Consider the following 18,708-nt stretch of genomic DNA (forward strand, 5'->3'; position numbering starts at 1 on the left):
CCGACACACGCAAGGCCGGCCGACAGCCAGCCTTACCGTATTAGCTGCACGGCCTTCTGAACGATGCGATTCTCCTCATTCATGATAGAGAAATACTCCGACATATCCCATAGGTCGCGGGCTATCAGAGCCTTCAACTGCAGCTTCAGATAAGGCAGCGTGCGCTGCAGTTCGGCGTCGTCCTTGGGCTTGACACCCTGCTTCTCACCCTCACGCAGCACCTCGTCGACGAGGCTCCGGGGAACTTCAAACCGAGCCTTAAAATCTGCGAAGGCCGGATTTTGCGCCTTCAGCACACGGCGGTGCCTGTCCACATACTTGAGGTTGGCGTTGAGCACGATGCCCTTGGCCACCAACTGACGGTGCAGGGGGGTGAACTGCGCGGTGTCGAGCGGCACGAAGAAGTCGGGCATGATGCCGCCTCCGCCATACACGGCACGATGGCGGCGCAGGGTGTAATACTTCAGGCTGTCGGCGAAGTGTATGCTGTCGGCGCTGTAAAGCTCGCCGTGCTTATAGCGCTGATCCAGCTCAAGGGCATAGTCCTTCATGTCGCCCTTCACATAAGGCTTCTGTATGCAGCGGCCGGAAGGCGTGAAATAATGGGCTATGGTGAGGCGCATCATCGAGCCGTCCTTGAACTCGATGGGGCGCTGCACGAGTCCCTTGCCGAACGAGCGGCGGCCTACCACCTGCCCGCGATCCTGGTCCTGGATGGCTCCCGTTACTATTTCGGCGGCCGAGGCGCTAAACTCATTGATCAAGACCATCACCTTTCCCTCGAGCAGATGACCGTTGCCCTGAGCCCGGGACTCCTGCTTCGGCACGGAGCGTCCCTGCGTATAGACAATCAGGTCGCCCTTGTGGAGGAATTCGTTGGCCACCTGTACGGCAGCCTGGAGATAGCCCCCGCCGTTCTCCTGAAGGTCGAGGATGAGGTCGCGCATGCCCTCCCGCTGCAAAGCCTTCACCGCCTCCATGAACTCGTCGTAGGTGGTAAGGCCGAAGCTGCCGATGCGGATATATCCCACTTGCGGCCGAATCATGTAGTAGCCGTCGACGGTCTTCACGGGAATCTTGTCGCGCACCACCTGGAAAGTAAGCCTCTCGCCGATGCCGCGGCGCACCACGCCCAGCCTTACCCGCGTTCCCTTGGGGCCGCGGAGCCGCCTCATGATTTCCTCCTTGCTCATCTTGACGCCCGCAATCAGCGTGTCGTCGACCGTAACGATGCGGTCGCCGGCCATGATGCCCACCTTCTCGGAGGGACCTTTCAAGACGGGCTGGATGACGAGCAGCGTATCCTCCACGAGGTTGAACTGAACGCCGATGCCGTCGAAGGAGCCGTTGAGCGACTCCGTCATCTCCTTGGTCTCCTTGGCGGTGGAGTAAGACGAGTGAGGGTCGAGCTTCTCGAGCATTCCCCGGATGGCATCCTCCACGAGCTTGTCCTCGTCAACGGAGTCGACATAGAGGTTCTTCACGGCCATCTCCGCTATCTGCAGCTTGTGGATGGGGCTGTTGGAATTGAAGTCCAGGCGCAACTGGGCGTTCAAGGGTAAAAGGGTGAAAAGGCAGAAGGGCAGAAAGAATACGGCTCTTTTCACGCCCCGACTATTTGTTTTGTTCATTCTCTTTCGTATTATTGCACCATAAATTCCTGTCATTCCAGAGGCCTGCTGTCTTCCTCGGGGATGTCTTCCTCGATGACGAGGTTGTCGATGATGAAGTTCTGACGCTCCATCGTGTTCTTGCCCATGTAGTATTCCAGCAGCTTTGCCACCTGGTCGGTCTTGTGCAGCGTTACCTGCTCGAGCCGCATCTCGGGGCCGATGAAATGGGCAAATTCCTCCGGGCTGATTTCTCCCAGCCCCTTGAATCGGGTGATTTCAGGGTCGGGAGCAAGGTCGCGGATGGCTTCCTGCCGCTCTTCCTCGCTGTAGCAATAGCGAGTAATGAAGTCGGTCTTCTTCTCATTCTTGCCCAAACGCGCGTCGGCCTCCGTTATCACGCGCTTATTCTTAATCTTCGTGCGGCGGTTGCGAACACGGAAGAGCGGTGTCTGGAGCACATAGACATGCCCCTTCTTGATGAGTTCCGGGAAGAACTGAAGGAAGAAAGTAATGGTAAGCAGGCGGATGTGCATGCCGTCGACATCGGCATCAGTAGCCACGATTACCTTATTATAACGCAGGTTGTCGAGGCCGTCCTCTATGTCGAGCGCCGCTTGCAGGAGGTTGAACTCCTCGTTCTCGTAGACCACCTTCTTGGTCAGGCCAAAGCTGTTGAGGGGCTTTCCGCGGAGCGAGAACACGGCCTGCGTGTTCACATCACGGCTCTTGGTGATGCTTCCGCTCGCCGAGTCGCCCTCAGTAATGAAGATGGAGGACTCCTCCTTGCGGTCGTTCTTCGAGTCGCAGTAGTGGATACGGCAGTCGCGCAGCTTCCGGTTGTGCAGGTTGGCCTTCTTGGCACGCTCGCGGGCAAGCTTCGTAACGCCCGCCATCGCCTTGCGCTCGTGCTCGCTCTCCTTGATTTTGTTCTCTATGATCTCGGCTATGTCGCTGTTGATATGCAGGTAGTTGTCCACCTCCTTCTTGATGAAGTCGCCCACATACTTGTTGATGGAGTCGCCGCCGGGGGCCATCTGGGTGGAGCCCAGCTTGATCTTGGTCTGGCTTTCGAAGACGGGCTCCTCCACATTCACGGCAATGGCCGCCACGATTCCGTTCCGGATATCGGTGTATTCATAGTTCTTATTAAAGAATTCCTTGATTGTCCGGGCTATATGTTCCTTGAAAGCACTCTGATGGGTGCCGCCCTGCGTGGTGTGCTGACCGTTCACGAAGGAGTGGTATTCTTCCCCGTACTGATTGGTATGGGTAAAGGCTATCTCGATGTCCTCGCCCTTCATGTGGATAATCGGATAGAGCCCGTCTACCGTCATGTTGTCGGTGAGCAGGTCTTCCAGCCCGTTGCGGCTGCGTATGCGACGGCCGTTATACATGATGGTGAGGCCTGAGTTCAGGTAAGTATAGTTGCGGAGCATGGTCTCCACGATGTCATCGTGGAACTCATAGTTCTTGAACAGCGTGCCGTCCGGCTCAAAGAAGATGTAGGTGCCATTCTCGTCGGCTGACTTGGCGGTGGTGTCTCCTTTCTTGATACCCCGCTCAAAGGCAAGCTCGCGAACCTTTCCGTCACGGAAAGACTTCACCTCGAAGCGGGAGCTCAGGGCGTTTACGGCCTTCACGCCGACGCCATTCAGCCCGACGCTCTTCTTGAAAGCCTTGGAGTCATACTTGCCTCCGGTGTTCAACACGCTCACGGCCTCGACGAGCTTTCCCTGCGGAATGCCGCGCCCATAGTCGCGGACGCTGACACGGAGGTTGTCGATGATGTCGACTTCGATGCGGTCGCCGGAATTCATCTTGAACTCGTCGATGGAGTTGTCGATGACCTCCTTGAGAAGCACATAGATGCCGTCTTCGGGCAGACTGCCGTCGCCGAGGCGACCGATGTACATACCCGGACGGGTGCGCACATGCTCCATATCCGAGAGGTGGCGGATGTTGTCGTCGGTATAGGCAACCACTTCCTCCGGCTTCTGCCCCCCTACAGGGTTCTTGACTTCTTGACTATCTAAAACTTCTGGCATATCTAATGTTCTGTTTTCTTCTTAGTTAAACACTTCCCGTGGGCATCAGAGGCTACAGCGACTTCCTATAGCACTTCCTGCGCTTATGGAGCTGAGTCTCCAGGGCACCCCACATGCTCTTCACATTCTCGTTGGCCTCCATCTCCACCTGCGTCTCTCCCCACTCGATGCCATAGTGGATGTAACGGGGAATGAGGTCGCTGAAGAGAAGCGCGTTGGCTCCTTTGGCCCGGTAATCAGGGTCTACACCGATCAGGAGGCAGTCTACGATATTGGTCTTATGGAACTTGATAGCCCTGATGAGATGCCACCACCCGAACGGGAGCAGCCTCCCCCTGCGGCATTTCTGCAAGGCATGGGAGAGCGAGGGTATCGTTATCCCGACCCCGACCAGCTTGTTGCCGGCACTCTCGTCCTCGACCAGCGTGATAAAGTCAAGGTCGGCAAAGGCCAGATACATGTCGACATACTGGTCAATCTGCCTGTCGGTAAGCTCGGAATATCCGTAGAGGTCCTTATAAGTCAGATTGATGAGGTTGAAAATCTTCTTTCCGTAGCCATCCTCGCCACATATCTCACTCTTCTTGAGCTTCTTGATGCGCAGGTTGTAACGGCTTTGAATCATCTCGGCAATCTTGGCATACTTCTCCGGAACGCTTTTCGGCACGATGAGCTTGTATTCCACATAGGTGTTGTCGACCGTGAATCCGTCGAGGGCCTCTATATGCTCGGGATAATAAGGGTAGTTGTAGATGGTGGCCATCGTGCCCAACTGGTCGAAACCTTCCGTAAGCATGCCTTCCGGATCCATGTCGGTGAACCCCAAGGGACCCACTATATCCGTCATTCCCTTTGAACGCCCATAGTCCTCCACCGCACTCAAAAGAGCCTTCGACACCTCCCGATCGTCGACGAAGTCTATCCATCCGAAGCGCACATCCTTGCGGTTCCAACGCTCGTTGGCCTTATGATTGATGATGGCGGCCACGCGCCCTACCGGCCTTCCGCCCCTGTAAGCCAGATAATACTCAGCCTCGCAGAAGTCGAAAGCCGCGTTGTGCTCCTTACTTAGGGTATTGAAGTCGTCGCTGAACAGGGTCGGCGTATCATACTTGTCGCCCTTATACAAATCGTAATGGAAATCAATGAAAGTGGTCAGGTCTTTCTTTGTCTCTATCTTCTTAATCTCGACTGATGACATTGTCTTACTTTTTTAGTGAAGAGGCGTTTCCTCCAAGCCGCTTGACGGCTAAAGCCCTCTCGTTAGCTACATAAAACATGCAAAAATACTAATAATAAAGGACATTTCCAAATTTAGCATGCTTTTTTGCATATAATTAAGGTGTGGCTGCCGTCTTGCAGCGTCGTGCCGAAGAGATAGACATCTCCGCCATCACGAAGCTTAAGCCTCCGGCGCAGCGCAGCCGCACTCATCGGAAAGTTTCTTACGCTTATATTGGCTTTGGAAACGGTTTTCAGATGCTGGCGGACGGCTTTCTTGTTGAGCGGTGAAATCGCCGAAATCTGAAACACACGACCGATGGAATCGTCGATTTTCTCTTCTGAGACGAAGAGATGGGAGCCGGGGGCCAGCATCTTCCATCCCCTGGCCTCGGAGAGAGCACCGAAACAACCCGCCTTCTGTATGGACGCATTGGGCTCGCAGAGATACATCCCCGTTCTTAAATCACCCTCCAGATAGGAAACTGGCACAGGTTCTGCCCCACAACGGAATGCCGCGCCATCGTTCACGCAGGTGAGCGTCAGGGGCTCGGATTGCTCCCGGGAAAGCACAAGAAGGAGTTCCTTGCACTCATTGGACACGGAGACGATGTGAATCTGCCTTACATACTGAAGTTCCTTCACGGCCTCGTGCCAGTCGAACATCGGCGAGAGCTTGACCATCACATACCGCGCCTTCTCTACCAGCAAATCTTTCAGGCCCGACACATCGGGCGTGCAGTCCTTTATGGCATAGGTCTTGCCCCCGTGCTCATCCCTGCGGGCAGGGTCAATATAAATAAGGTCTACGGGCTGCATTTGCCTCAGATAGTCAACTCCGTCCTGGCAATGCACCCCGAAACCGCCCGCCGCAAGAACCGCAAAGTTGTGGCGGGCAATGTCGCACAGGTCAGGCTGCCGCTCCACATAGTCAACCGCCTTGAACTGATGCCCTATATAATAGCAGTCGACGCCAAATCCGCCCGTGAGATCGGCCATGCTGCGCAGTCCGGGAACCAGCCGGCGAGCCAGCTGTGCCTTATAGATTGCCGTAGCCTCGGAGCTGCACTGCTCCATCGAGAGACGGGAAGGATAACAGACGGCGGCATTCTGTGCCAATGCGGGGAGCTTCCGGCAGGCCTGCTGCCAACCCCTGATCTGGTCGAGGGCCACCGGGAAATCCACCTCGGGAAACTTGTCGCCGAGGAAAGCCAGACGACGCACATCGTCCGTGCGGTGCTGCCTGACGAATTCGAGCGTGGCCTCGTTGAGCCGCATCAGTCGGCAGATGTAGTGGCTGCACTGGCCGCCTTCAGCGTGAGCATACAGGTTACCGGCTCGTCGGTAGTGATATAGTCAACCCCCAACTTGCGCATTTCCTCCATCGCAGAGACCTTGTTGACGGTCCAGACATTCACGGTCATGCCCAGCCGTCTGGACTCCGCAAGCCAATGTCGCGTGGCCGGGCGGCGGAATACATTCTTCTCAAAGTCCACGCCCGTACACCCCTCCGAAAAAAGACGGCACGGCGTATACTCCCAACCCAGATAAGCCACCTTGGCCTGAGGGTCAGTCTGGGCAACGGCCACACACGCATCCAGATTGAAGGAGATGTATTCCACCTTGGCCTCTACCCCATATCGCCTTACTTCAGCCACCGTAAGGCGGGCAGCCTCACGGTTACGCTCGGGGGTGGAGTGTTTCTTTATCTCGATGATAAGTTTCGTCGGCCCCTGATATTCCCGCATCATCTGCAGGAAGTCTTTCAGTTCGGGCATTTTCTCACCATTCTTCAGGGTGAGCTCCTTGCACTGTTCATAGCTTGCCTTCTCAATCTCTACCCCGTCGAAAGTGGCATCGTGGTTCACCATGATGTGTCCGTCGGCCGTCAGCCAGACATCGGTTTCAGAACCGTAGATATTCAAGTCGAGGGCATACTGCAGGGAGGCGCGCGAGTTCTGGGCCGCCCCCTCATGCTTCCAATAGCCGCGATGGGCAATCACCTGCTGTGCACAGAGCATATGAACGGCAATCAGAGGCAATAGAAAAGTGAGAAATGTTCGTTTCATGATCTTCATTATTAATTCCCTGCAAAGATAAGGAAAAAGATTGATTACGGCATGGTTTTCCAAATAAAATAAAAGGAATGCAGACGATTCGCGGCACCTGCGGTTCACGGCATCCTGATTTGGAAAGGATGAAGATGTTATATCTTTTCACAATTCACGGATTATGCAGTTTTCTCACATTACCGCATATTATGCAAAAAACGAGCCTCCGACTTGTAAAAGGCGGCCTTTTGCAACTCTTCTAACGGCCTTTTAGCTTGTAAAAGACGGCTAAAAGCAGAGTAAAAAGCCGCTTCCTGTTTTACGAAACTGTATATTTTACGCTGAAAACAGAAAAACAAGTACTTAACAAATGTTAATCATGGGGTTTTAACGAGCCACAAGCTCATAAATCCGACTGCACCTGTAACTCCTCATCCGCGTGTCGAAACGCCGCCTGAGAAGATTTGAATATTTATGCATTTCCAGCACACAAGGATGTCCGAAAAACTTCACATGCTCTCAGAAATCGGCCTGAACAAGCAAGGAGAGACGAAAAGACCTATCGCATGACATCCTGCCAATAACAGAACCGGAAGCTTTTGCGGGTCTGCTTGTCGCCTTTCGTGAGGGTAAGGGCAGGCTTGTCCTCATTGGAATCGTCGCTGAAGGTGATGGTTTCCTCGCCGTCTGTAAACTCGAAGAGCCTGGTCCGGAGAGTGCCTTCCACATCGAGCTTTCCCTTAAGCACCTTGACGGGAAGCGCATTGGCGGCACTTCCCTTCGGATAAACGCAAAGGCGAAACTCGTCATCGCCATCGGCATAGTGCGCGTCTACACGGTAAACGAGCCCCTCGCCACGCGTAATGAGGCAGGTGTAAGGAGTCCAATCACCGCCCTGCAGCGACGGATGGAGCAACGAGAGGTCTCTGCGCACGGCTTCATAAAGGGCTTTCTCGCCTTCGGCCGACAAGCGGTTTACACTGATGAGTCCGCCCTCATCTGCCCAGAGGGAACCACTATCGAACATCCAGCCTCGCCAGCCCATCTCTTTCCAGGCAGAGAGAGGACTCTGGCTCACCGTGCGGATAAAGGGGGAATCGAACAGAAGATGGAAATCACGGCGCATAGCGCGCTGGTCGGTAATGTCCTTCAGCGGATAAGGCATGCGCAGAGGATAGTGCACATGCCTGGAAAGAAGGGCGGCATCGGCCGTGGCAATGGCCTGGTGAACCAAGGCCACCTCGCGCGGAACTCCTGCCTCGACGGTGTCGCTGACGGCTTCGGGCACCGGGGCTGACGCCACACGCCGTGCCACTTGTCTGCCATGCGCGGATTCTGAGACGGCGGAAACCGACCTGCCAGGCCCCTTTGGGGCACATGCCGACAAGAAAAGAGTCAGCAAGAGACCCAGAAACAGATTCAAACCGTGTATCTTCACTTTGCTTTCAATTACTTACCTTTATATATAAAGACCTTTTCAAAATCCTACCGCGGGGGCAAAACGCCTTGTCAGCGACGGGGAAAACAAGAAATCCCGCTCGCTGCCCTCCCCCGAGGGAAAGGCAACTGCGGGATTAAAATATCACATCAGGTTCCAAGAACCGGCATTAATCGGCAAGCTTCGCCTTCAGATACTCGCGGTTGAGGCGGGCAATGTTGGCGATAGACTCGTTCTTAGGGCATACCGCCTCGCAGGCGCGAGTGTTGGTGCAGTTGCCAAATCCGAGTTCTTCCATCTTGTCAATCATGGCCTTGGCACGCTTGGCAGCCTCCGGGCGACCCTGTGGAAGCAGGGCGAGCTGGCTCACCTTAGAGCTCAGGAAGAGCATGGCAGAACCGTTCTTGCAAGCTGCCACGCAGGCTCCGCAGCCAATACAGGTGGCGCAGTCCATGGCTTCGTCGGCATTCTCCTTGGGTATGAGGATGGCATTGGCATCCTGTGCCTGCCCCGTGCGGATGGTGTTGTAACCGCCGGCAGCGATAATCTTGTCGAACGCCGAGCGGTCTACCATGCAGTCTTTGATGACCGGGAACGCAGCCGAACGCCAAGGCTCGACGGTGATGGTGTCGCCGTCGCTGAAGCGGCGCATATAGAGCTGGCAGGTGGTAGCTCCCCGCTCGGTCTTCCCGTGAGGAGTGCCGTTGATGTAAAGGGAGCACATGCCGCAGATACCCTCACGGCAGTCGTGATCGAAAACGAAGGGTTCTTCGCCGGCCTCAATGAGTTCCTCGTTGAGGATATCGAGCATTTCGAGGAAGGATGTGTCGTCTGGAATATCCTTCATCTCGTGTGTATCAAAGTGGCCTTTATCCTTCGGCCCGTTCTGACGCCAATATTTGATTGTAAAACTAATATTCTTTGCCATAGTCGTTAATTCTTATAATTTCGTGTTTGTACCTTGATTGCCTCATACTCGAGAGGTTCCTTGAGGAGCTCGGGAGCGGTAACATCATCGCCCTGATACTTCCAGCAACCTACATAGAAGTAGTTTTCGTCATCGCGGGCAGCCTCGCCCTCGGGAGTCTGGTGCTCCTCACGGAAGTGTCCGCCGCAGCTCTCGTTGCGGGAGAGGGCATCGTAAGCCACCAGTTCACCCATCAGGAGGAAGTCGCGCAGATGGATAGCCTTGTCGAGCTCTATATTCAGCCCTTCCTTCTTGCCCGGCACGAAGAGGTTGGTATCGAACTCCTTGCGCAACTTGGCAATGAGCTTCAGGCCTTCCTCAAGACCTTCCTTGGTACGACCCATGCCCACATGCTCCCACATGATGTGGCCAAGCTCCTTGTGGATGGAGTCTACGGAGCGCTTGCCCTGAATGCCCATCAGGCGGTCGATTTCGGCCTGTACGCCCTTCTCTGCCTCCTCAAACTCGGGGGCATCGGTAGGAACCTTCGGCCAGACAGCCTGGTCGGCCAGGTAGTTCTGTATGGTATAGGGCAACACGAAGTAACCGTCGGCCAAGCCCTGCATCAATGCAGACGCACCCAGACGGTTGGCACCATGGTCGGAGAAGTTGCACTCGCCGATGGCGAAGAGCCCGGTGATGGAAGTCATCAGCTCATAGTCAACCCAGATACCGCCCATCGTATAGTGGATGGCAGGGAATATCATCATCGGCTTATAATACTTCACGCCGTTAATCTCATTGGCAAGATCGCCGGGGAAGACATCCGTAATCTCCTCATACATCTCGAAAAGGTTGCCATAACGCTGCATGATCTCGTCGAGACCGAGGCGATTAATAGACTCGGAGAAGTCGAGGAACACGGCAAGACCGGTGTTGTTGACACCAAAGCCCTTGTCGCAGCGCTCCTTGGCGGCGCGAGAAGCGACATCACGGGGAACAAGGTTTCCGAAGGCTGGATAGCGACGCTCCAGATAGTAGTCGCGGTCTTCCTCGGGAATCTCCCATCCCTGGAGGGTTCCGGCCTGCAACTTCTTGGCGTCCTCAAGCTTCTTGGGCACCCAGATGCGGCCGTCGTTACGCAGCGACTCCGACATCAGGGTCAGCTTAGACTGCTTGTCGCCGTGAACGGGGATACAGGTCGGATGGATCTGTACATAGCAGGGATTTGCAAAGTAGGCGCCCTTGCGATAAGCCTGGATGGCTGCCGTACAGTTACAACCCATGGCATTGGTGGAAAGGAAATAGGCGTTGCCGTAACCACCGGTAGCAAGAACCACTGCGTTGGCAGAGAAACGCTCGAGCTTACCGGTAACGAGATTCTTGGCAATGATGCCGCGGGCACGACCCTCGACGATAACCACATCCTCCATCTCATAGCGGGTGTAGAGCTTTACCTTGCCGGCATGTACCTGGCACATCAGCGAAGAATAGGCTCCGAGCAGCAACTGCTGACCGGTCTGCCCCTTGGCATAGAATGTGCGGGAAACCTGTGCTCCACCGAAAGAGCGGTTGGCCAGCATCCCACCATACTCGCGGGCGAAAGGAACGCCCTGAGCTACGCACTGGTCGATGATGTTGTTGCTTACCTCAGCCAAGCGATATACATTCGCCTCACGGGCGCGATAGTCGCCACCTTTCACCGTGTCATAGAACAAACGATAAACGGAGTCGCCGTCGTTCTGGTAGTTCTTGGCCGCATTGATACCTCCCTGCGCAGCAATGGAATGCGCACGACGGGGAGAATCCTGAATGCAGAAGTTGAGAACATTGAACCCCATCTCGCCAAGCGTGGATGCGGCACTTGCACCGGCAAGACCTGTACCCACAACGATAACATCGAGCTTCAGCTTGTTTTTCGGGTTCACCAGGCGCTGGTGAGCTTTATAGTTAGTCCATTTCTCGGCCACCGGCCCTTCTGGAATCTTTGAATCTATTTTTGACATAATGTTCTGAATTGTAAATTATGAATTGAATTGCGAATTAAGCACAGCACATACTTGGTGCGAAGCCCAGCCAGAATGAGAGCACAAGGAGTGCGAAAACACCCATCAGAAGTGATACATAGACAATCCCAATAACCTGCCAACGCCTGAACCAAATCTTCCCGTTGACACCCAAGGTCTGCATGGCACTCCAGAAACCATGTGAGAGATGGAACCAAATAGCCACTATCCAAAGGAGGTAGAGGATTGAGAATACGGGATTGGAGAATGTGTCCTGAATCCAGGCAAAGCCGTCAGACGGGTCGTGAGCGACCTGAATCTCGGCAAGCTCTGCAAACATCATATGCCCCCAGAAGTTATAGAGGTGCAGGACGAGCCCAATCAGGATAATCAGTCCGAGCACCAGCATGTTCTGTGAGGCCCAGCTCACTTTCTCATAAGTAGCCGTAACCGCATAACGGGAATTGCCACGGGCACGACGGTTCTGGGCTGTCAAGATGAATGCAAACACGATGTGGCACACAGCCAAGAACGCAAGGGCAAGCGTGCCCGCTACCGCATACCAATTTGAACCCAAGAACTTGCAAATCACATTGTAAGCATCTCCCGAAAAGAATGCCACAACATTCATGCAACAGTGGAATGTCAGGAAGAGAATGAGGCAAATGCCAGTTACGGACATCACCACTTTTCTACCAATAGGTGAATTTAATAACCACATAAATGATTGATTTTTAATTATTTAATTGTTAGAACTAATATCTATTTTATCTTACAAAATCATAGTCTTGCAAATCCAATTCATAGTCCAGTATCCCCATCCTTAGGTATACGCATGGGGATTCTTGTGGTGCAAAAATACTATATTTTAATGATAAATCAAAGCAAAAAGCATAAAAATCAATTTTTATTTCTTACTTTTGCATAAAATACAACTTAGGATGAATCTCAAATATGATGTCATAGTGATTGGTGGCGGCCATGCCGGTTGTGAAGCTGCAGCAGCGTCAGCCAATATGGGAGCTAAGACCTGCCTCATCACAATGGACATGAACAAGATAGGGCAGATGAGCTGCAACCCAGCAGTAGGCGGCATAGCGAAGGGACAGATTGTAAGGGAAATAGATGCGTTAGGCGGGCAAATGGGGTTAGTGGCAGATGCCACGGCCATTCAGTTCCGCATGCTAAACCGCGGAAAAGGTCCGGCAGTCTGGTCTCCTCGCGCACAGTGCGACCGCGAAAAATATATTTGGAAGTGGCGACAAGTGCTCGACGCCACCCCCAACCTTGACATCTGGCAAGACCAGGCAGAGGAGCTGCTCGTAAAGAATAGTGAAGCCATAGGCGTAAGAACCATATGGGGAGCCGAATTCCATGCGAAAAGCATCGTCGTTACGGCAGGAACATTCCTCAACGGGCTGATGCATGTTGGACGCCACCAATATCCCGGCGGACGATGCGCGGAGCCCTCGGTCTTACACTTCAGCGAAAGTATTTCCCGCTGGGGGATTCATTCTCACAGGATGAAGACCGGTACTCCCGTGCGTATAGACAGACGATCTGTGCACTTTGAAGACATGGAAGAACAGCCGGGAGAAAACGATTTTCACCAGTTCAGTTACATGGGCGGGCATCAAAGACTGAAGCAATTGCCCTGCTGGACATGCTACACGAATGCTGAAGTTCACGAAACATTAAGGAGTGGGCTTGCAGATTCGCCGCTTTTCAATGGGCAGATTCAAAGCACAGGACCAAGATATTGTCCATCCATTGAGACAAAGCTTGTTACTTTCCCTGACAAAGATCAACACCCCCTGTTCTTGGAACCTGAAGGTGAAGATACTAACGAAATGTACTTGAACGGTTTTTCCTCCAGTATGCCCATGGATATCCAGTTGGATGCCATCCACAAAATTCCCGCACTCCGAGATGCTAAAATATACCGACCAGGCTATGCTATAGAATATGATTATTTCGATCCGACCTTGCTCAAACAATCATTAGAATCTAAAATTCTGAAAGGCTTGTTCCTTGCCGGCCAAGTAAACGGAACTACTGGCTATGAAGAAGCGGGCGGGCAAGGACTGGTAGCAGGCATCAATGCGGCTATCCACTGTGCAGGGGGCACTCCTTTTGTCATGCAAAGAGACCAAAGTTACATAGGCGTTCTCATCGATGACCTTACGACTAAGGGCGTGGACGAGCCCTATCGAATGTTTACATCAAGGGCTGAATATCGTATCTTGCTCCGCCAAGACGATGCAGACGCACGGCTTACAGAAAAGGCCTATGAATTAGGCATCGCCAAACGCGACCGCTACGACTGGTGGATACAGAAGAAAGAAGATGGCAACAGACTATTAGATTATTGCGAAAACACATCGGCAAAGCCAACCGAAATCAACTCTGCACTTGTTTCTTTAGGTACCACTCCACTAAGAATGGGATGCAAACTTGCAGATTTAATTGGAAGACCTCAGCTCTCAATTAACTCATTAAAGTCAATCTTCCCAGACTTAAAAAGCCAAATAGAGAGTCTTCCTAACCGCAACGAAGAGATAGCCGAGGCGGTAGAAATAAAGATTAAGTATAAAGGTTACATTGAGCGCGAGAAGATTATTGCCGACAAGATGCACCGCCTTGAGAACATAAAGATTAAAGGTAGGTTTGATTATAATGAACTTCATGAAATCTCGACAGAGGGGCGCCAGAAGCTTGAGAGGATAGATCCGGAGACCCTTGCCCAGGCGAGCCGCATCCCGGGGGTATCCCCCAGCGACATCAATGTTCTCCTAATACTATTAGGAAGATAATGTTTCATGTGAAACATATAAAAAAGAGTAATATAAAAACATATAGAAGATGAACAAAAAGATTTTGTTAGACAACCTACGCAGCATCCAAGACTGGCCTATCAAGGGAGTAAATTTTAGAGATGTTACCACAATGTTCAAAAGCTCCGATTGCCTGAAAGAAATCTGCGATGAAATGTTTGAACTTTACAAAGACAAAGGTATCACTAAAATCGTCGGCATCGAGAGCCGAGGTTTCGTAATGTCTTCAGCCCTTGCTATCCGCCTCGGTGCCGGTGTAGTTCTTTGCCGAAAACCCGGGAAATTACCGTGTGAAACTGTACAAGAAAGCTACGCAAAAGAATATGGCATCGACACAATAGAGATACACAAAGATGCTATCGATGAAAACGATGTGATTTTACTCCATGACGACCTGCTTGCAACCGGCGGGACCATGAAGGCCGCATGCAACCTCGTAAAGAAATTCCATCCAAAGAGAATCTATGCCAACTTCTTAATAGAGCTGGAGTCCGAATTTCCACAAGCAAGAGACACCTTTGATAAAGATGTAGAGATAACTTCCTTATTGCAATTCTGAGCAACAGAGAGGCATATGGGAAAGAAATAGAACCATCGGACGCAACACTTTCTGCAATCAATGCTAACATCCGATGCCTTTCCAAAAAGCCCTTTCAATTGTTTCACATGAAACATCAGGCGGCAAAACACCCTTTAAAAGAGCATCTTAGAAAGAATGACAAGAGAAGAAAACGAACAGCGTTTAGAGCATTGCAAGAACAAAGTCCTTGCCATGCCAGAGACTCCTGGCTGCTATAAATTCCATGACAAAGAAGGCGCTATTATATATGTAGGTAAAGCCAAGAACTTGAAACGCCGTGTTTCTTCCTATTTCCACAAAGAGGTTGACCGCTACAAGACAAAGGTTCTTGTGTCTAAAATATGGGATATCACCTATAGCTACGCAAATACAGAGGAGGATGCATTGCTCATGGAGAACAGCATGATCAAGCAATACAACCCCCGATACAATGTTTTATTGAAAGACGGAAAGACCTATCCTTCCATTTGCATTACCAAAGAGCTATATCCGAGGATATTCAATACGCGCACAATCAACAAAAAATACGGCACCTTTTATGGTCCCTACAGTAAGATTTCGAGCATGTACAACATCCTTGAAATCATCAGGAAGGTATTCAAACCCAGGACCTGCAGGCTGCCGTTGACACCAGAAAGCATCAGAGAGGGCAGGTTCAAGCCCTGTCTGGAATACCACATCGGCAACTGTCTGGGGCCTTGCATCAACCGGCAGAGCTATGATGACTATCAGGAAAACATCCGCCAGGCCCGTGAAGTGTTGAAAGGAAACACCCGCGACATGCTGAAATACCTCACGGAGAAGATGATGGAGAAGGCTGAAGAGTTGAAATTCGAGGAGGCCGAGATACTGAAGCAGCGCCATATCATGCTCGAAAACTTCGTTGCCAAGAGCGAAGTAGTGAGCTATACCATCAAAGATGTCGATGTATTCAGCATTGAAGACGACGATTTAGAGAAGAATGCCTTCATCAACTACATGCATGTGAGAAACGGAGCTATCAACCAGAGTTTCACCTACGAATACAAGCGCAAGCTCAAAGAGAGCGACGAGGAGCTGCTGATGCTGGCAATTCCAGAGATCAGGAGCCGCTTCGAGAGCACCTGCAAGGAGGTGATCGTGCCCTTTGAAATGAGCTGGAACCTCAAGGACGCGGAGTTTTTTGTACCCGAGAGAGGCGATAAAAAACACCTTCTCGAGCTCTCCCAGATGAACGCAAAGCAATATAAGTTCGACCGCCTGAAGCAAGCTGAGAAGCTGAATCCCGAACAGAAGCAAACCCGCTTGATGAAAGAACTCCAGGAAAAGCTGAAACTCCCCAAGCTGCCTTATCACATCGAGTGCTTCGACAATTCAAATATCAGCGGCACAGATGCCGTAGCGGGATGCGTTGTCTACAAGGCAATGAAGCCCTCAAGGAAAGATTACCGGCGATACATCATCAAGACCGTCGAAGGTCCGGACGACTACGCCTCCATGCAAGAGGTAGTGCGCCGCAGATATTCAAGGATGATTGAGGAAGGTACAAGCCTCCCCGACCTCATCATTACCGATGGCGGAAAGGGGCAGATGGAAGTTGTCAGAGAGGTTGTGGAAGACGAACTGCAATTAAAAATATCCATAGCAGGCCTCGCAAAGAACGACCGCCACCGCACCAACGAGCTGCTTTACGGCTTCCCCCCACAGGTAATAGGCCTGAAAACAGACTCCGAACTCTTCCATGTACTTACCCGCATTCAGGATGATGTGCACAACTATGCCATTGAATACCATCGGAATAAGCGGTCGAAGCACGCCCTCCACAGCAAGTTGGACGACATCAAGGGGATAGGCCCGAAGACACAAGCCCTGCTGATGAAGAATTTTAAGAGTGTAAACCGCATTAAACTTGCTGATTATCAGACTCTTAATGATTTGTTAGGAGCGGCAAAGGGAAAGATCGTTTACGACCATTTCCATCCTACAGGCAAACAGGGAGAGGATGTTTGAGAATTTCCCTATCTTATTGATAATGAGCAGATAAATCATCGGAACCCACTTTTTTGAAAGCTAAATTTGGTTTTGTTAGAAATAATCAATATCTTTGCAATATGAGAGTTGTCGTCCAAAGAGTCAGCCATGCTTCCGTAACCATAGGCGGAAAGATGAAGTCAAGCATCAAAAAAGGTCTTTTGATACTCATAGGAATTGAGGAATCCGATACCTCAGAGGATGCAGACTGGCTTGCCAGAAAGGTTGCCAACCTCCGCATCTTAGACGATGCGAACAGCGTAATGAACCGCTCCGTCATGGATATTGATGGTGAAATCCTCGTTATCAGCCAGTTCACGCTCTTTGCAAGCTACAAGAAAGGAAATCGTCCATCATGGCTCCGTGCGGGCTCTCACGAGCATTCCATCCCCCTCTACGAGCATTTCTGCGAGCAGTTGAGTGCCACCTTGGGCAAGGAAGTTGGCCGGGGCGAGTTCGGGGCAGACATGCAGGTAGAACTCCTTAACGACGGCCCGGTAACCATTTGCATGGACACGCATCAGAAAGAATAAGGAATATGGGAAGAGCGATGAACTCCTACTCGTTTAAACAGGAAGAAACATGACGATAAAAGAAGCACAGGAGGCCGTAGACATGTGGGTGAAGACCTACGGCGTGAGATATTTCTCGGAACTCACCAATATGGCCTGCCTCACCGAGGAGGTGGGCGAACTTGCGCGCGTGATAGCCCGCAGATATGGCGACCAGAGCTTCAAGGAGGGCGAGAAGCCCAACCTCGGAGAAGAAATGGCCGATGTCCTATGGGTATTAATGTGCCTGGCCAACCAGACAGGGGTAGACCTTACGGAAGAGCTCACCAAGAGCTTTGAGAAGAAAACCCGCCGCGACGCCCACCGCCATCTGGAAAATCCCAAACTGAAAGCATAACCAAGAACGATAAAACACAAGCAGAAATGAGTAACATTAAAGACAGCGTTCTCAACGACAACGAGAACCAGAAACAGAACAAGCCGCTGGAATCCAGCAAGGTAGAACAAGCCCTTAAGCTATACGACTTCAATATCAGCGACAACGAGGTAAAGGCCGCAGTACAGAAAATCATCAAAGAGAAGGTCCCTGCCAATGACACTCTTGATGTGAAGAAGTTCCTTCTGGGCAGCGTGGAGCTCACCTCGCTGAACACGACCGATACCGAGGAAAAGATCCTCGGCATGGTGGAGAAGGTGAACCGGTATGCGCATGAGTTCGCAGAGCTCCCCCATGTGGCAGCCGTGGTCTGCTATCCCAACTTCACCAAGCTCGTCAGCCAGAGCCTGGAGGTAGACGGAGTGGAAATCACCAATGTCAGCGGCAGCTTCCCCTCGTCGCAGACCTTCATGGAGGTCAAGGTCGCAGAGACTGCCCTTTCCTTGAGGGACGGCGCTACGGAGATTGACATCGTCCTCCCCGTGGGCAAGTTCTTCTCCGAAGACTATGAGGGCATTGCCGACGACATAGCGGAACTGAAGCAGGTGTGCGGCGACCACACCATGAAAGTCATCCTCGAGACCGGCGATCTGGGCTCTTGTGCCAACATCAAGAAGGCAGCCATCCTCTCCATGTATTCCGGCGCAGACTATGTGAAGACCTCCACAGGCAAGGAGAAGATAAGCGCGACGCCCGAGGCAGTCTATGTAATGTGCCAGGCCATCAAGGAATACTACGACCAGACAGGCATCGTCATCGGCCTGAAACCTGCCGGAGGCATCAATACGGTGCGGGATGCCGTAACCTATTACACCATCGTCCAGGAGGTTTTGGGCGAGAAATGGCTCACCAACAAGCTGTTCCGCCTGGGCACATCCCGCCTCACCAACATGCTCATGAGCGAGGTTCTGGGCAAGGAAATCAAGTTCTTCTAAATCGTAGTAACCAATGAGAAGTGGGAACAACGCATCTGTTGTTCCCACTTCTTGTTATCTTCTGCCCGACAAAATCGGCGATTTTGTGCGACGATTTCGGCGATTTTGTCCTTCAAAATC

15 protein-coding genes are annotated in these 18,708 nt (G+C 52.0%); 6 read left to right on the top strand and 9 right to left on the bottom strand.

Annotation, left to right across the window (positions count from 1 at the left end; translation table 11 throughout):
- Nucleotides 1-32: 32 nt before the first annotated feature.
- The 9 genes from BM114_RS00590 to BM114_RS00630 form a co-directional block, all read right to left on the bottom strand.
- A complete protein-coding gene (locus BM114_RS00590) occupies nucleotides 33-1,631 on the bottom strand; it encodes a S41 family peptidase (RefSeq protein ID WP_092109059.1) in 1,599 nt (532 codons plus the stop codon).
- 32 nt (nucleotides 1,632-1,663) lie between these two features.
- A complete protein-coding gene (locus tag BM114_RS00595; protein WP_092109062.1) occupies nucleotides 1,664-3,658 on the bottom strand; it encodes a DNA topoisomerase IV subunit B in 1,995 nt (664 codons plus the stop codon).
- 52 nt (nucleotides 3,659-3,710) lie between these two features.
- Nucleotides 3,711-4,859, bottom strand: a complete 1,149-nt coding sequence (locus BM114_RS00600) for an N-acetyltransferase (RefSeq protein ID WP_092109065.1) — start codon at nucleotides 4,857-4,859, stop codon at nucleotides 3,711-3,713.
- A gap of 113 nt (nucleotides 4,860-4,972) precedes the next feature.
- On the bottom strand, nucleotides 4,973-6,157 hold the full coding sequence (locus tag BM114_RS00605; protein WP_092109068.1) for a THUMP-like domain-containing protein: 1,185 nt from the start codon (nucleotides 6,155-6,157) through the stop codon (nucleotides 4,973-4,975).
- Nucleotides 6,157-6,948: a glycerophosphodiester phosphodiesterase gene (locus BM114_RS00610; protein WP_092109714.1), complete on the bottom strand. Its 792-nt coding sequence runs from the start codon at nucleotides 6,946-6,948 to the stop codon at nucleotides 6,157-6,159. Before BM114_RS00610 ends, BM114_RS00605 begins: the two co-directional genes overlap by 1 nt.
- 541 nt (nucleotides 6,949-7,489) lie before the next feature.
- Nucleotides 7,490-8,368, bottom strand: coding sequence for a hypothetical protein (locus BM114_RS00615; protein WP_143089217.1), 879 nt, complete (start codon nucleotides 8,366-8,368; stop codon nucleotides 7,490-7,492).
- A 169-nt stretch (nucleotides 8,369-8,537) separates the two neighbouring features.
- Entirely contained in the window at nucleotides 8,538-9,296 is a 759-nt protein-coding gene (locus BM114_RS00620) for a succinate dehydrogenase/fumarate reductase iron-sulfur subunit (protein ID WP_092109074.1), read from the bottom strand.
- 5 nt (nucleotides 9,297-9,301) lie between these two features.
- Nucleotides 9,302-11,281 (bottom strand): fumarate reductase/succinate dehydrogenase flavoprotein subunit, encoded by a 1,980-nt coding sequence (locus BM114_RS00625; protein WP_092109077.1) that lies wholly within the window; start codon nucleotides 11,279-11,281, stop codon nucleotides 9,302-9,304.
- A 37-nt stretch (nucleotides 11,282-11,318) separates the two neighbouring features.
- The gene (locus tag BM114_RS00630; protein ID WP_092109080.1) at nucleotides 11,319-12,002 is read right to left on the bottom strand and encodes a succinate dehydrogenase/fumarate reductase cytochrome b subunit; all 684 of its coding nucleotides are present in this window, start codon (nucleotides 12,000-12,002) and stop codon (nucleotides 11,319-11,321) included.
- A gap of 220 nt (nucleotides 12,003-12,222) precedes the next feature.
- On the opposite strand from BM114_RS00630, the gene mnmG reads away from it, so the two are divergent.
- The 6 genes from mnmG to deoC all read left to right on the top strand — a co-directional run bounded on the left by mnmG (nucleotide 12,223) and on the right by deoC (nucleotide 18,588).
- A complete protein-coding gene (gene mnmG, locus BM114_RS00635; RefSeq protein ID WP_092109083.1) occupies nucleotides 12,223-14,094 on the top strand; it encodes a tRNA uridine-5-carboxymethylaminomethyl(34) synthesis enzyme MnmG in 1,872 nt (623 codons plus the stop codon).
- Nucleotides 14,095-14,143: 49 nt separating this feature from the next.
- Nucleotides 14,144-14,674, top strand: a complete 531-nt coding sequence (locus tag BM114_RS00640; RefSeq protein ID WP_092109086.1) for an adenine phosphoribosyltransferase — start codon at nucleotides 14,144-14,146, stop codon at nucleotides 14,672-14,674.
- A gap of 156 nt (nucleotides 14,675-14,830) precedes the next feature.
- Nucleotides 14,831-16,684 carry an excinuclease ABC subunit UvrC gene (gene uvrC, locus BM114_RS00645; protein WP_092109089.1) on the top strand — a complete coding sequence of 618 codons (1,854 nt, stop codon included), beginning with the start codon at nucleotides 14,831-14,833 and terminating at the stop codon, nucleotides 16,682-16,684.
- Between the two features lie 101 nt (nucleotides 16,685-16,785).
- Nucleotides 16,786-17,238: a D-aminoacyl-tRNA deacylase gene (gene dtd / locus BM114_RS00650; protein ID WP_092109093.1), complete on the top strand. Its 453-nt coding sequence runs from the start codon at nucleotides 16,786-16,788 to the stop codon at nucleotides 17,236-17,238.
- A gap of 49 nt (nucleotides 17,239-17,287) precedes the next feature.
- Nucleotides 17,288-17,614, top strand: a complete 327-nt coding sequence (locus tag BM114_RS00655; RefSeq protein ID WP_092109096.1) for a nucleotide pyrophosphohydrolase — start codon at nucleotides 17,288-17,290, stop codon at nucleotides 17,612-17,614.
- A 26-nt stretch (nucleotides 17,615-17,640) separates the two neighbouring features.
- On the top strand, nucleotides 17,641-18,588 hold the full coding sequence (gene deoC / locus BM114_RS00660; RefSeq protein ID WP_092109099.1) for a deoxyribose-phosphate aldolase: 948 nt from the start codon (nucleotides 17,641-17,643) through the stop codon (nucleotides 18,586-18,588).
- The last annotated feature ends 120 nt before the right edge of the window (nucleotides 18,589-18,708 follow it).

This window comes from Prevotella sp. KH2C16 (assembly GCF_900113305.1).
Taxonomy (GTDB): domain Bacteria; phylum Bacteroidota; class Bacteroidia; order Bacteroidales; family Bacteroidaceae; genus Prevotella.